Origin of the sequence: Novosphingobium sp. UBA1939, from assembly GCF_002336885.1 — a bacterium.
In the GTDB taxonomy this organism is placed as follows: domain Bacteria; phylum Pseudomonadota; class Alphaproteobacteria; order Sphingomonadales; family Sphingomonadaceae; genus Novosphingobium.
In genome coordinates, this window is the sequence record NZ_DDFB01000020.1 from 44,894 (window position 1) to 57,741 (window position 12,848).

12 protein-coding genes are annotated in these 12,848 nt (G+C 64.8%); 1 reads left to right on the top strand and 11 read right to left on the bottom strand.

The genetic code is table 11. The features are described 5' to 3' along the window. Positions 1-7 precede the first annotated feature (7 nt). Complete coding sequence (locus tag B3547_RS03805) at positions 8-925, bottom strand: HPP family protein (protein ID WP_349676469.1); 918 nt, start codon at positions 923-925, stop codon at positions 8-10. A gap of 144 nt (positions 926-1,069) precedes the next feature. Here B3547_RS03805 and B3547_RS03810 point away from each other — a divergent pair, with 144 nt between their 5' ends. Next, entirely contained in the window at positions 1,070-1,420 is a 351-nt protein-coding gene (locus B3547_RS03810) for a hypothetical protein (protein ID WP_292960346.1), read from the top strand. A gap of 46 nt (positions 1,421-1,466) precedes the next feature. Here B3547_RS03810 and B3547_RS03815 read toward each other — a convergent pair whose 3' ends face one another. From B3547_RS03815 to B3547_RS03860, 10 genes are all read right to left on the bottom strand, one after another. Further along, positions 1,467-2,057, bottom strand: coding sequence for a cation transporter (locus B3547_RS03815; protein ID WP_292960348.1), 591 nt, complete (start codon positions 2,055-2,057; stop codon positions 1,467-1,469). Beyond that, a complete protein-coding gene (locus tag B3547_RS03820; protein ID WP_292960350.1) occupies positions 2,054-5,134 on the bottom strand; it encodes an efflux RND transporter permease subunit in 3,081 nt (1,026 codons plus the stop codon). The genes B3547_RS03815 and B3547_RS03820 overlap by 4 nt, the downstream gene beginning before the upstream one ends. A 3-nt stretch (positions 5,135-5,137) precedes the next feature. Further along, complete coding sequence (locus tag B3547_RS03825; RefSeq protein ID WP_292960352.1) at positions 5,138-6,094, bottom strand: hypothetical protein; 957 nt, start codon at positions 6,092-6,094, stop codon at positions 5,138-5,140. Positions 6,095-6,138: 44 nt separating this feature from the next. Continuing rightward, the gene (locus B3547_RS03830) at positions 6,139-7,323 is read right to left on the bottom strand and encodes a TolC family protein (RefSeq protein WP_292960354.1); all 1,185 of its coding nucleotides are present in this window, start codon (positions 7,321-7,323) and stop codon (positions 6,139-6,141) included. Between the two features lie 209 nt (positions 7,324-7,532). Next, positions 7,533-8,804 (bottom strand): sensor histidine kinase, encoded by a 1,272-nt coding sequence (locus B3547_RS03835; RefSeq protein WP_292960357.1) that lies wholly within the window; start codon positions 8,802-8,804, stop codon positions 7,533-7,535. Positions 8,805-8,875: 71 nt separating this feature from the next. After that, positions 8,876-9,550, bottom strand: a complete 675-nt coding sequence (locus B3547_RS03840) for a response regulator transcription factor (protein ID WP_292960360.1) — start codon at positions 9,548-9,550, stop codon at positions 8,876-8,878. 11 nt (positions 9,551-9,561) lie between these two features. Then, positions 9,562-9,843 carry a PepSY domain-containing protein gene (locus B3547_RS03845; protein WP_292960362.1) on the bottom strand — a complete coding sequence of 94 codons (282 nt, stop codon included), beginning with the start codon at positions 9,841-9,843 and terminating at the stop codon, positions 9,562-9,564. A gap of 636 nt (positions 9,844-10,479) precedes the next feature. After that, positions 10,480-11,724: a Y-family DNA polymerase gene (locus B3547_RS03850; RefSeq protein WP_292960364.1), complete on the bottom strand. Its 1,245-nt coding sequence runs from the start codon at positions 11,722-11,724 to the stop codon at positions 10,480-10,482. Between the two features lie 37 nt (positions 11,725-11,761). After that, complete coding sequence (locus tag B3547_RS03855; protein ID WP_292960366.1) at positions 11,762-12,229, bottom strand: hypothetical protein; 468 nt, start codon at positions 12,227-12,229, stop codon at positions 11,762-11,764. Positions 12,230-12,260: 31 nt separating this feature from the next. After that, on the bottom strand, positions 12,261-12,848 hold a 588-nt coding region (locus B3547_RS03860; protein ID WP_292960369.1), incomplete at its 5' end, for an SOS response-associated peptidase family protein.

Below are 12,848 nucleotides of genomic sequence, written 5' to 3' on the forward strand. Positions count from 1 at the left end.
TTGCCGGTTATGCTGCCTTCTGAGCGGTCTCGATTGGGCTTCTCTCTGCGGCCTTGACCACTAGGCCAGTTTGTCTCTCATGGGGTTGCCGCCCGATTTGCCGCTCGACGGCCTCGAACAGGGCTGTCAGATCATCGATGTCCGCATCGATTACTTCGTTCCAGTCGGCCAGCACCCGCTCCAACGCTTCGCGAACGCCCATGGTGGCAACGCTCGAAGTCGGCAACGGCACCCTGTGAGGCCAGGGGTGGCCGGTCAGGTTGTTGATGAGCCATCCCGCGGCGACGAGCGACCAAACGTTCACGGCAATGCAGAACCAGTGCGCCAAGCCCCAAGGGTCGTGTCCCGCCGCGCCAAGCGCGCACAGTAGCGCGCAGGCCCCACCCGGAGGATGAAGGCAGCGCAGAAGAGACATGGCCGCGATGGCAAGCCCGACGGCAAGGCTGGCGCTCAACACCGGAGCACCCAGCAAATGGCCTATTCCAAGACCGATCGCCGCTGAAATCAGGTCACCTCCGATCACCGACCACGGTTGGGCCAGTGGGCTGGCCGGAACCGCGAACACGAGCACCGCCGAGGCGCCGAGCGGCGCCACCAGCAGCGGAAGGGCCCCGGCGTGACTGCCAAGCAACAGCCACGACATGACCCCGGCAAAGCCGATGCCGAGCGCGCCGCCAATCGCACCCCTGAGCCAGCCCAGGTGGCCAAGCGCGGCCTGGTGGGTTAGCCTCGAAGCGTGCTTGAAAATCCGATCGACCACTTTGCCTTCTTCGCTTTGCCTGAATCTGGCCACGCCTCTTGGGCATCCCTCCAGCCGCGACAAACGAAGAAAACTGCTCGGATCAATAGGCGGACTTTGAACGCGAGTACCGGTGAGCGCTACGCCGAGCACATGGCCAGAATCGCGAACATAGCGGTCGTTCATTGCCCATCGAGAGGCTCCTGAAACCTGCCATTCCAGGCCACATCAGTAACGGCGGGAATCCTAACCCTTGGTCGGCACATTGTTATGGAGTAGACAGTAGGCGCAATGTTGAAAAATTCTCCGACCACTTATCTCTCCTGCTGCTTGGCACTCTCGATCACAGTCTCGGGATGCGCCACCGGTCAGAAATTCCGCGGTCCCATCACGATTGCTTCGAATTCCGAAATAATCGTCGTCAGTGCGTCGGCCCGCCAAAAACCGGACGGCATTCTGGTGGGAGGGGATGTCCACCGGAGCAATGGGTATGCAGGGGCGATTCCCGGTCATCTTCATGTGATCGGCTGGGACGGGGCGGGTAACGCGGTTGCGACTGCGGACGTGCCGTGGGGTGAGTTCATGAGCCGACGGTTTCGCCTTGCCTATTTCAAGGCGTTTCTGCCAACCAACAATGTCGCCGCGATCTCGAAGATCAGCATCGAACCCGTCAACCCGTAGCTTCGCGGCCGCCGCCTATTTCCAGGTGTTCGCCATCGCATTGCAATCAAGGCTCAGGTTCGAGCTCTTCTCCCTCGCTTCGGGCGGCCTCCCAGACTTCCTTTGCCGCATCGAGGTTCATCCAGGCGATGGCGAGACCGACAACAATGTCCGGCCAGACCGAGGACCAACCAAGTGTAACCAGACCGGCGCCGATGATGCCGACATTCGCGAACGCATCATTGCGCGCCGACAGAAACGCTGCGCGCGTAAGGCTGCCGTGAACATGCCGCACCCGGGCCAGGAGCAGCGCACAGCCAAGATTGACGATGAGCGCACCCAGCCCGGTGATCGACAGGGCGAAGGCATCGGGTGGGAGTGGATGCGACACCTTGCTCCACAGGGTCGCCAGAAACGCTATCGCAGGCAGCAGCAGGACCAGAGCCAGCAGGTAACCAACCCTGCGGCGCGCCAGCGCACTCCATCCGAGCGCCATCAGAATCAGGAAGTTGACGGTTGCATCCTCGAAGAAATCCGCGCTGTCTGCCAGCAGCGATGCCGAGCCGATGCGCAGCGCAACCGTCCCTTCGATGAAGAAATATGCAAGATTGCACAGGGCTACGATGACGATCGCGCGTCTTACTGTGCTGCCGGTCATGCTGCCTGCTCCTTACCCTGAGCATGACGATATCTGAGGATCAGGGCCGGCAGCAACATCAGGCTCATGACAGTCGAGGTCACGAGTCCGCCGAGGATGACCGCGGCCATGGGCCCTTGCACTTCACGGCCTGCTTGTCCCGCCTCAATCGCCAACGGCAACAGGCCGAGGGCAGTAACGAGTGCCGTCATCAAGATCGGCGTGACCCGTTCCTCGGCGGCCCGCATCACGGTTGCCCGATCGAACGGCAGTCCTTCCTCATCAACGAGGTGATCGACATGGGCGACCAGCAGGATCGCATTGCGCGCGGCAATACCGAACAGCGTGACGAACCCGACCAGCGCCCCGAGCGAGAGAACGCCGCCAGTCAGTGCAATTGCGATCACACCGCCCACCAGCGCGAACGGCGTTCCGGCAAGGATCAGCGCTGCCGCCCGGGCGCCGCCGAAGGCAAGGATCAGCAGGCCGACGATCGCGATGGCGGCCACCGCGACGTTGAGCGCAATCTGGCGGGTCGCCGCAGCCTGGCCTGCCGCCACGCCGGTAAACGACAGCGATACACCGGGGGGCAGCTTGACCTTGGCGGCAATCGCGGCACGCGCATCGCGCTCGAAACCCGCGACGTCGGATCGCGTCGGATTGATCGTGACGACCTGGCGCCGCTGACCTCCGGCGCGGGCGATCGAAGCTCGTCCTTCGCCCAATGACAGCGTCGCAATGTCACCGAGGCGGACCGAGGACCCGTCGCTGGCGCGCACCAGCATCGCCGCTACGCTCTCGGGGTCCTGGCGCAGTTCGGGCGGAAGAACCACCGCCACGTCGGTTGTCCGGTCGGGTTCGGCGACCTCTCCGGCGACATGGCCCTGGAAGGCGATCTCGATAGCATCGTTGGCGTCAGTTGGCGTCACGCCATGCACCGCCATGCGGGCCGGATCGAGTGCGATCGACAGGAGCGGCGTGCCGGGCGGCGACTTAACCTGAACGTCCGCAGCATCGGGAACCGCCTTGACCACCCGCGCGATGTCGCCTGCGATCCGGTCAAGCACGTCGAGGTCCGAACCATAGACATTGATGGCTAGTTGGGCGGTCTCGCCGGAGAGCGACTCGCCGATCCGGTCGCCAAGGAAGGTCAGCGTCGCGCTCTGGATGGCCGGATAGCGCCCCAGAACCTTGCGAATTTCGGCCTGCGCGCGGTCTTCGCCGCCAGCACCGCCAGGCTTGAGTTCGACATGCATCTCGCTGCGGTTGGGCGGGAAGGGATCTTCGCCGCTTTCGGCCCGGCCAATCTGCTGCTCGACCGTCGCCACCTCGGGAATGGCAAGTAAATCCCGCGACAGGCGCGCACCGTTGTCACGCATCCACCCCATCGAGGCTCCGACGGGGCCATTGACCTTGAGAACATAGTGACCCTCGCGGAACGCCGGGAGCAGCTCGCCGCCGAACGCCATAAGGCCCAGCGCGCCGATGAGGCTGGTGACGATTGTCGCTCCGATTACAGCCTGCGGTCGATCGCACAGCCGTTCCAGCTGCGCGCGATGCCAGGCCTTGGCCCGCGCCAATGCGCGCGGTTCCTCGTGCGGGGTCATCCTGCCGAGCAGCAGTACAGCGAGCGCCGGTGTCACAGTCAGGGCAACAACAAGCGAGGCGAGGACCGCAAGCAGGAACGAGAGCGCGAGCGGCGAGAAGAAGGCGCCTTGCAATCCAGTCAGGAACAGGATCGGCGCGATGGTGAAAGCCAGCAGATAGGTGGCATAAACCACCGGTGCGCGGACCTCGACGGTGGCATTGGCGATGATCGCTGCGCGATCGGCGGCACCTGCGCTGCGCAATCGGCGGACGATATTTTCGACGCCGACCACCGCATCGTCGACCACCACACCCAGCGAGACGGTCAGCCCGCCGAGCGTCATGGTGTTGATCGTCCCCCCCAGCTTGTCGAGCACGATCAGCGCGGCCAGTAGAGACAGGGGGATCGAGAGAAACGCAATCAGCGCTGTGCGCAGGTCGCGCAGGAAGGCGAACAGCACGAGCGCAATCATCAGTGCGCCGACGATCAGATCCTTCGACATGCCCGACAGGGCAACTTCGATGAAGTTGGCGGGCCGGTGCAGCGCCGGGTAGAGCTTAATGCCCTGGGCATCGAGCGTCGGCTTGAGTTCTTCCAGCGTCGCCGCGACGGCGCGGCTGGCCTCAAGGGTGTTGGCCCCGTATTGGCTCGACATGGAAACGAGCACGCCAGGCTTGCCCATGATTAGCGCATCGCCGAACTGCGGTGCAGGCACGAGCACGACATCGGCCACTTCGCGCAGCGCCACCGCCGTGCCATTGCCGCTCGGCACCAGTGCCGCTCGGAGCTTGGCGGCGTCGATCGCGCCATTGCCCGGCTGAATCAGAATGCGCTGGTTGGTCGTCTCGGCAAAGCCCCCGCCGCGAACCGTGGTCAGTGCAGCAATCGCCGAATTGACCTCGGCGAGCGAGATGTTGCGCGCGACAAGCTGCGAGGGCTTGATCCGGACCTCGTAGCGCGATGGGGCGGCGCCATAGACCACTGCGCCTGCGACGCCTTTGGTAGCCAGCAGCCTTGGCCGTATGGTCCAGTCGGCCAGCGCGCGAAGTTGGCGCTGGTCGAGCTTGTCGCTGGTCAATCCGATCTTGAGGAGGTCCATCGTCGAAGAGGTCAGTGGCGACAGCGCGGGCGGCGATACGCCGCTGGGCAGCTTACCCGAAACGCTGCCCAGCGCCTCGGCAATAATCTGGCGCGCGCGCAAGGGTTCCGAGCCTTCAGTAAAGACCACGCGGATCACCGAAAGCCCCTGCGCCGATTCCGAGCTGACGCTCTCAACGCCGTTGGCCCCGTTGATGGCATTCTCGATCGGGCGGGTAACCAGTGCCTCGACTTGCTCGGCTACAAGCCCCGGAGCTTCGGTCTGGACCGTGACCTGGGCCGGAACGAACTCGGGAAACACATCGTAGCGCGCACGATCGACTACGCTGATGCCGTAGATCGCGAAGATCGCGGCGGCGACGATGACCATGCGCGCATTGGCGATGCACCAGCGAATCAGCCTGGCCAGCATCGCTTAGTCTCCCTCGGCTTCGGCAACAGCACCGCCGGCATCGAGCGCCAGCAATCCGGTCGCGCCCGAGACGGCGATGACATCGCCGGCCTTGAGTCCGCCCCGGACGATCCACCCTTGCGGTGTGCTCTGCGGATCGTCGAGCGCGATCCGCTCGAACGCCTTGCCATTCTGGCGGAACACCCACATCCGGCCCTGGAAGCGGACTATGGCTTCGCGGGGAACAAGCATGCCCGAACTGGCGACGCCGGTTGCGGCGCGCGCAGGCAATATCCGCCCCGCCTGCGCCTGCCGGGCCAGCGGCCCGCGAACGATGGCGAGTACACCGGCGCTTTGCAGTCGGGCGTCGGCAGTGGCCGCTGCACCCAATACGCGCACTGTCAGGGCTGACCCTGGTTCGCCTATCTCGACCACAGTTCCTGGCGCCAACATTGCCCCCGGAATGTCGATCCGGACGAGCGCGGCGTGGCCTGCGGCGATCTCACTAACAAGCTGGCGGATGGCACCCGGCCCGAGCCGCGACAGCCCGGAGCCAAATTCCAGCCCGACGCGTTGCTCGGCGAGCCGGGTGCGGGCGGCATCCGCCAGCGCCAGCGCACGGGCGGCTTCGACCGATCGCCGCGATGCGCTCACGTCCTGACGGTAAAGTGCTTCGAGGCGTGAGGCCTCCGCCTGCGATGCTGCAGCCGCCGCGCGCGCGGCATCGGCCTCGGCGACGATGGCCGCAAGCGGTCCGACATCGAGGCCGCGCGCGAACCCGTCCGTCATCTGACTGGCAACAGTTGTAGTAACCGCCGCAGTCTTGACGCCCAGTCTTGCGAGCGCGGCCGGGTCGGTCACCGGCTCATTCTTCGCCGGTGCGGCATTTTTGTCCGTTGGGGCATCGGCATCCTCCGCACTCGCCGTTTGCACTGCATCGGAATGCCTGATCGCCCCCGCGCCGTACAGGCCGAGCGCCATGGCCGCCGCACCCATTCCCGCCCATGCCGCTGATCGCCATCGGCTCATTGTTCACCCCTTCCAATCATCAGTTCCGGTCCCGACAGCGGGCGACGCAGAGCGTCTTCTAGTGCCAGGTCGGCGGTAAGCGCGCGGGCCAGCGCATCGAGTTCGAGAAGCCGCGTCGTCAGTCGGCCTGCCTGGGCGGCGCCCCAGTCGGCCCGATCGAGCGATCCCGCCGCCAGTTCGCGGTCGGCTTGAGCCGCCAGACGCGCGGCGATTGGCAGGTCCAGCCTCCTGAATTCATCGAGCGCGCGCTGGGCCGCGTCTGCTTCGCCAAGGGCGCCATCGACTGCGCCAATTGCCGCTGCATAATCGGCCTCCAGCTTCGCTGCGGCTTCGCTGCGGCGGGCGGTGGCCGCGGCGATGGCCTTGCGATTGAGGTCGAATGGCGGCAGCGACAGGCCGAGGTTGAACGGGATCTTCACCAGCCCGCGTTCCCAGGTGAACCCCGGTCCCACCGTGATTGCGGGATACTGTTTTGCCACTTCGCCGCGCAGGTCGAGTTCTGCCTGGTCATAGGCGACCATCGACTTGAGCAGATCGGCCCGCGCCAAAAGAGCTATTCTGCGCTCGTCCGCGCTGACGCGCGTGACATCCTGCGGTGCCTCGAACCCGTCCCACGCAAACGCCGCTCCGGCCAGCGCAGCGGGCGATACACCGATGGCGTTGGCGATCTCCACCAATCCCGCCTCGCGGCGCGCATCGGCATCGGCATGGCGATGACGCGCGTCGGCGAGATCGGCCCTGACCCTCTCGAGTTCAGCGCGCGAAGCCTCGCCTGCGTTGACGCGGCGTTCCATCGCTGCGAAGCGGCGTTCCTGTATGGCGACAAGCTCGCTGGCGGCGACATTCTGGCGGTCGGCCACGAAGAGCTGGGCAAGACCCCGGACCAGGGTCATGCGCGCCGACCAGACAGTCTCGGCCAGATCATAGCGAGCGGTGACCACGGCAAGTTCGGCGCTGCCGATCCGCACCGCGCGCGCGCCGCCGATGTCGAGCGGAATCTCGCTCGATGCTCCGAGTAGCCAGGGCGAGGGATCGGGTGCGGCCCCGGCATATTCCGTGGTGAGGGTCAGCTTGGGGCCGGGTGCCTGCTTCGCGCTGCGCGCGGCGGCAACGGCGCTCAGCACATGCTGCCGCGCCGCCGCTATTGCCGGATTGGTGTCGAACATGGCGGCGTAGAGCATCGCCCGATCAAGCCGCGACGGGTTGCATTCGGCCTTGGGAGCCAGTCTCCGGCAAGTGGTGGCGGCTTGCCCAAGGTCGAGCGTGCGGCGCTCCCTTTGTGCGGCGATGGCAGAAAGATCGACCGGACGCGGGGCATAGTGTGTGCAGGCGCTCGCGCCCAGAACAAGCGACAGACAAATTGACCCCAGACATATCGGTCGAAGGATTTTCACGCCGGTGCTCCCGGAAAGCGCAGTTCGACCACTAGCCCGGGACTGGCGTCGCCAAGCACCAGCTCGGCGCGGTGGATATCGGCGATTGCCCGCACCAGACTGAGGCCGAGGCCGTGTCCTGGTGTCGAGCGCGCGCCCTCCAGTCGCACAAACCTGTCCTGGACCCGGATTCGGTCGCCTTCGGCAATGCCTGAACCGTTGTCGCGAACCATGACGACTGCTTTGTCGCCATCGCGCCGGGCGCTCAATTCGACGGTCGATCCGTCGGGGGTATGACGCAGCGCATTTTCGATCAGATTGATCACGGCTTGGGCAATCAATTCACGGTCACCCTCGACCGCGATGCCGTCTTCGACGGCGAGGCGCAGGCTATGATTGCGATCCTCCGCCAGCGGCAGGTGCGATTCGCCGATGTCGGCTACCAGACCCGAAAGATCGACTTGCGAGAAAGCGCGATGAAGTCCGCCTTCCTCCAGCTCGGAAATGCGCAGGATCGCGTCGAACAGCGTCAGCACGTCGTCGGTCTGCTCGACCGCGCGGTCGAGCGAGCCAGCCCGGTCGCATTCGTTGCCGGTCTGCCGCATTGCTTCCAGCTGGTTGCGCAGCCGCGCCAGCGGCGTGCGCAGATCGTGCGCCAAGTCGCCGGTCACTTGCCGCAGATTGGCAATCAGGCTGGCAATTCGGTCGAGCATAGCGTTGAGCGAAGCCGCGACGCGGTCGAATTCGTCGTCCGCCTCGCCGACTCTTGCACGTTGGCCAAGGTCGCCGCTGGTGATCGCAACGGCGGTTGCTTCGATCCCGTGCAACCTGCGCCTCAGATAGGCGGCGAGCACGAAGGCTCCCAATATCCCGAAAACCAGCAGGGCCACAAAAGCCAGGCTGAACATGCCAAGGATGGTCCGGTCGATTGCTTCGAGCGATTCCAGATCGGCGGCAACCACCATGCGGTATCCGCCAGGCAGGACATCGACCTTGGCCCGCGCCGGATCGGTTCCCTCGACGGGATCGACAAATACGATCTTGCGCCATCCTGGCTCCGGCATGGCAGTTACGAGGTTGCCTGCGATCCGCCGGCCACCAGGCGCGAACAGCGCCGTTCCCAGCGATATCGGCCCGGGTCCGCGTTGCTGCGAGATTGCTTCGATCACCCCCTTCAATCCATCGCCGCGGTATTCGACCAGCAGCGCGGCGGAAGCCTGCTCGATGTTGGCGTCGATCTGGCGCGAAAAGGCAGCGTGGGTTGCGAAGATCACCGCGGCGCCCAGCACGAAGGTTGCCACAGCATAGACAAGAAAGCCGACCAGCGCGATGCGGTTCGCGGCGCTGCGTGGCAACAACCTCATGCCGCGCGCAGCCGGTAGCCGACGCCGCGCACCGTCTCGATGGCGTCGGGAAGATGGCCTTCGTTGAGCTTGGCGCGCAGCCGGCTCATGTGGGTTTCCACGATCTTGGTCTGCGGATCGAAGTGAAAATCCCACACCCGCTCGAGCAGCATCGTCCTGGTGACGAACTCCCCAGCGTGCCGCAGGAGCTCTTCGAGCAATCGAAATTCGCGCGGCTGGAGAAGAACCGCTTTGCCCTCGCGCCGGACCTCGCGCGCGAGCAGGTCCATTTCTATGCCGCCTGCCGCCAACTTCGTCGCGGCTGCCGCTGGCGCGGTGCGGCGCCCGAGCGCCTGGATGCGGGCGGCCAGCTCACTGAATGCAAAGGGCTTGATCAGATAGTCGTCAGCACCGGCTTCAAGGCCATCCACGCGATCCTCGATGCGGCCAAGCGCGGTCAGCATCAGCACCGGCGCCGAGACACCCCCGGCTCGCAAGCGCTTGAGGATAGATAGACCGTCAAGAACGGGCATCATCCTGTCGAGCACGATCACGTCGACCGCCTCGGTCACTGCAAGATGAAGCGCATCCTCCCCGTTTTCGGCGGAGATGACATTGTGCCCCAGTTCGCCGAGCCCGCGCTCGACGAAGTGCCGGGTGTCATCGTCGTCTTCAGCCAGCAGGATGCGCATCGTCCCGTCGTTCAATCCCTGGCGTTCAGCGGTTCGAACTTGTTCTCGACGATCCTGCCGGTGACAGAATCGACGCCGATTTCGTGGATCCGCTGGCCCTGCCGGATGTCGAACGAATAGCGCATCCCCCCGCCTTCGCGCTCGCGTTCGGCCTTTTCGATGTGGCCGGGCGCAGCTCTGAGCGCGATGGCGCGGGCCTGCACCATTGTGATGCCGACCGGTTTTGCCTGGCCGATTTGCGGCGCGAGAAGCGTTGCGATGGCGAGCGAAAGTATCATGGCAGTATTCTTCACGGGCCTTACTCCTATGCGTGCGTCAAGCACGCTCAAGGCGATAGCCCACCATAGCTCACGTCACGGTTCGCTTGGGGATACAATTTCCCAACCTAGACGAAGAAGACTGCAATCGTGCCCAGACCTTTCATCTCCGGCCACATGCATAGTTCAAGCCCGATCGACCACGATCCCAAAAGGCTGCAATTGGCTGAACATTTGCGGACGAAATTTGCAACACGCGTTTGGGCGAACGGAATGGTCCGGCGTTCAACCGCGACGATGCGCGAAAAAAAGCGTCTCAACGCCAAAGTTGAACGAACGACTACTTGTCGAGATGCTGGTTTCGAAAGGAGCCGTTCAGGAGTGTCCGCCATCACGGGCATTCCCGTCCCCTTCGTCTGAAGAATCAAGCGATCCCACCCACGAAGCCCTTGGCGCTCCCTGACGCCGGGATGGCCAGCCTCATCCCTCCCCGGCACCCACGCTGCCGGCAACGCGCCCGCGCCTGGACCTCGGACAGCCACAAACGGCGATAGTCGCCGCGCGCGAGGATCTCGGCCGGCGTTACAAATCGCACCTTACGGCACCTGGTGCAGGTCAACTCGATCCGTGTATCGGGATCGAGGTCGCCCAACTGAAGCGCATCGAGCCAGCTCACCAGTCATCCTCCGCATCCGGAATGCGCGTATAGCTGATCTTGGTCCCGACGTTCCCCCCGACCGGGGGCTCCCACGGCCCCACGCTGACGACGGTCTGCCCGTAGCGCGCATTTAGGCCGTCCATCGCCCGGTTCAATTCCTCGGCCCTCTGGCGATCGCGATCGTCGTTCGCGAACAGATCCGGCTGACGCGCATCCGCACCGGTGAGCTCGCCCAGCGTCACCATGATCCGCAGGATCTGGGTGCGTGGCGGGATAACGGCCACCACATGATCCCACAGGCCGGTGAACGCCTGCAAGATGGCAATGTCGTCCTGCACCTCCCCCAGCGGCCGAACATCCCCCCAGCCCCGCTCGTATCCCTTAAGCCACAGGTACAGCGCCGACGCGTAGAAATTGGAGCGGCGCATCCGCCTGGCTGCTTTCGTCAGAAGCAGGCGTCCCATGGCGCGGGCGTCATCCAGCGAACGCTGATCCGGGGGCAGCACGCGGCCATGGCCGAACATATTGCGCTCGGTTTCCGGCGCCTCGATCGCGTAGCCGTGCAGCGCGTACCAGAGGCGTTCGCCCGTCACATTGCGCCACAGCGCCCGCGCGTGTTTGGGCTGCAGCGCCAGCAGCCCGGTCACGTCCACTACACCCGCGAGCCCAAGCCGGCGGATCATCGAGCGGCCGATTCCCGGAATGTCCTCCAGCTTCAGCCTGGCGAGCTGCGCGGGCACGTCTTCGGGATGCCAGATGGTGAGGCCGTCCGGCTTGCGTGTGTCGCTCGCGATCTTGGCCAGGTGGCGATTGGCCGCAAAGCCGATCGAACAGGTCAATGTCGCGCCGACGTTGTAGCGGATCGTCGTCTTGATCCGATGAGCGAGATCGACCGGCTCGGAACGCTGCGAGGGATCGAGGAAACACGAGACCTCGTCGATCGACTTCACCTGGTCCACCGGGATGACCGACGAAATCTCCGCGACCAGCGCGTTGTGGGCGCGGCGGTAGAGATCGGGCGACTGGGGCACCAGCACCAGGTCCCGGCAGAGCGCCCTCGCCTCCTCGACCGACATGATGCTCTTGACCCCCCTCGCCTTCGCCTCGCGCGAAGCGGCGATAATGGTGGTTCGGCCACCGACGTAGGGGACGACCCCGATCGGGCGGCCGCGCAGCTGCGGATCGCGCAACTGCTCGACGGAAGCGAAGAACCCGTCGAAATCGAGATAGAGATGTTCGATCGTCTCCGGCTTACGCATAGGCCCTCACCCGGCCCATCGCGCCGGCGGTAATCGGTCAGCCGGCCAGCGCCGGGAAGAAATCGAACTGGTCAGGATCGGGCTCAGGCTCCGGATCGTCCGGATCCTCGTCGGCGATCGTCCTCACCTCGCCTACGGCAATCTCATAGTCGTAGTTTCGCCAGACCGTGAACGGGTCGGTCGCGATCGTCTCGTATCGCTCCGGGTCTTCCGCCTTGATGTCATAGCCGTTGCTCAGCGCACTGATGTAGACGTCAGCCCGGAACTGGATCGCGAGCGCCGCCACCGGTGCAGGAGCAAGCCCTTCGGCCACACAGAACGCCAGCAGTGCTTCCTCGCGCTTCGCTTCGTTGTAGCCGCCGGATTCACGGTCGCCGCGCAGGTACGCGCTATACCCGCGCTCGACCTGGTCCATCGTCATCGCAACGCTGCTGAGCATGGTCGCGACACGTTGCCAAGCCGCCTTGGGGGCACCTTCAGGCGGTAGTGCAAGAATGGATGACATGGGCCTGTTCCCGACTCGTTCCATGAGAACATTATGGGAACAAACGGCGTTGCCCGTCAAGCCCACTGCCCCCCCCTGCCCCACGCCTTGACCAGCGCCGGTCCGTCGCCTCAACATGCATGTGTTTCGCGGGCCATGGCCGATCGAAGCGGCGCAGATCGCCGAGCGGTGCGGACAGCCATAGTTTCCACTCGCTGGGTGCGAGGATGACCGGACAGCGGTCGTGGATCTCCATCAATTCCGGAGCGGCGTCAGTCATGACGCCGGTGTAGCAATCGCCCCACTCGGCCGACGATTGCCACAAGCCAGCCCAGGCGAACGTCCGCTCGCCTTTTGGAGAAAGCCAGGTCTCCGTCATTCGCCCGGTTTCACCGACAGCTTCGGCAAAGCGGCGGCACGGGATCAGGCAGCGTTGCTGCGGTGCCTCCGCCCAGCGCCGCCAGAAGGCCGTCAAATTGTCGAAGCGCGCGTTGTTGACGGGCCTGGGATTGGCGCTCCCCTTGAGGCGCACCGGGAAACCCCAGGTCATCTGCTCGACGACACGGCTACCATCGCGCTCCAGGACCACAAAGCCTGGGTCACGGGGATGGACCGTTTCAGGGCCGGCGTTGAACGCGCG

Coding starts and splice junctions, on each gene's coding strand:
- B3547_RS03850 (WP_292960364.1), bottom strand. CDS start 11,724: ATGCGTAAGCCGGAGACGATCGAACATCTCTATCTCGATTTCGACGGG.
- B3547_RS03805 (WP_349676469.1), bottom strand. CDS start 925: ATGAACGACCGCTATGTTCGCGATTCTGGCCATGTGCTCGGCGTAGCG.
- B3547_RS03840 (WP_292960360.1), bottom strand. CDS start 9,550: ATGCGCATCCTGCTGGCTGAAGACGACGATGACACCCGGCACTTCGTC.
- B3547_RS03820 (WP_292960350.1), bottom strand. CDS start 5,134: ATGCTGGCCAGGCTGATTCGCTGGTGCATCGCCAATGCGCGCATGGTC.
- B3547_RS03815 (WP_292960348.1), bottom strand. CDS start 2,057: ATGACCGGCAGCACAGTAAGACGCGCGATCGTCATCGTAGCCCTGTGC.
- B3547_RS03830 (WP_292960354.1), bottom strand. CDS start 7,323: ATGCTCTACGCCGCCATGTTCGACACCAATCCGGCAATAGCGGCGGCG.
- B3547_RS03825 (WP_292960352.1), bottom strand. CDS start 6,094: ATGGCGCTCGGCCTGTACGGCGCGGGGGCGATCAGGCATTCCGATGCA.
- B3547_RS03855 (WP_292960366.1), bottom strand. CDS start 12,229: ATGTCATCCATTCTTGCACTACCGCCTGAAGGTGCCCCCAAGGCGGCT.